A 401-nucleotide genomic window follows, 5' to 3' on the forward strand; every position below is an offset into this window, starting at 1 on the left:
GGATTTCGCCGACCACGGCCTGCCGGATCTTCTAAGGGCCTTCGCCGCCAGCCACCCGCGTGTGCGGATCGAGCTGCGTGTCGGTCGCTCCCTGGAGCTCGGTTCGGCGCTGCAGGCCGGCCAGCTCGACCTCGCAATCTCCATGCGCCATGTCCCGACGCCAGATGAAACGGCCGTGGTCAGCGAGCCGATGTTGTGGCTCTGCTCGGAAAAAGGCCTGGCGACGCTGCAGGAAGCCGTGCCGCTGGCGCTGCTCGATCCCTATTGCGGCTTCAGGGAGGCCGCGCTCAACGCGCTCGATGCCGCCGGACGCCGCTACCGCATCGCCGCCGGCAGCGCCAGCCTTGCCGGCCTGCGCGCCGCGGTCGATGCCGGCATCGCGCTGACGCCGCGCACCCGGC

At 71.1% G+C, this 401-nt stretch carries 1 protein-coding gene; it reads left to right on the forward strand.

Annotated features, from left to right (window positions below; translation table 11 throughout):
* On the forward strand, positions 1–401 hold a 401-nt coding region (locus tag EOA27_RS40190; RefSeq protein WP_245491449.1), incomplete at both ends, for a LysR substrate-binding domain-containing protein.

The sequence above is a fragment of the Mesorhizobium sp. M2A.F.Ca.ET.037.01.1.1 genome (assembly GCF_003998075.1).
In the GTDB taxonomy this organism is placed as follows: domain Bacteria; phylum Pseudomonadota; class Alphaproteobacteria; order Rhizobiales; family Rhizobiaceae; genus Mesorhizobium.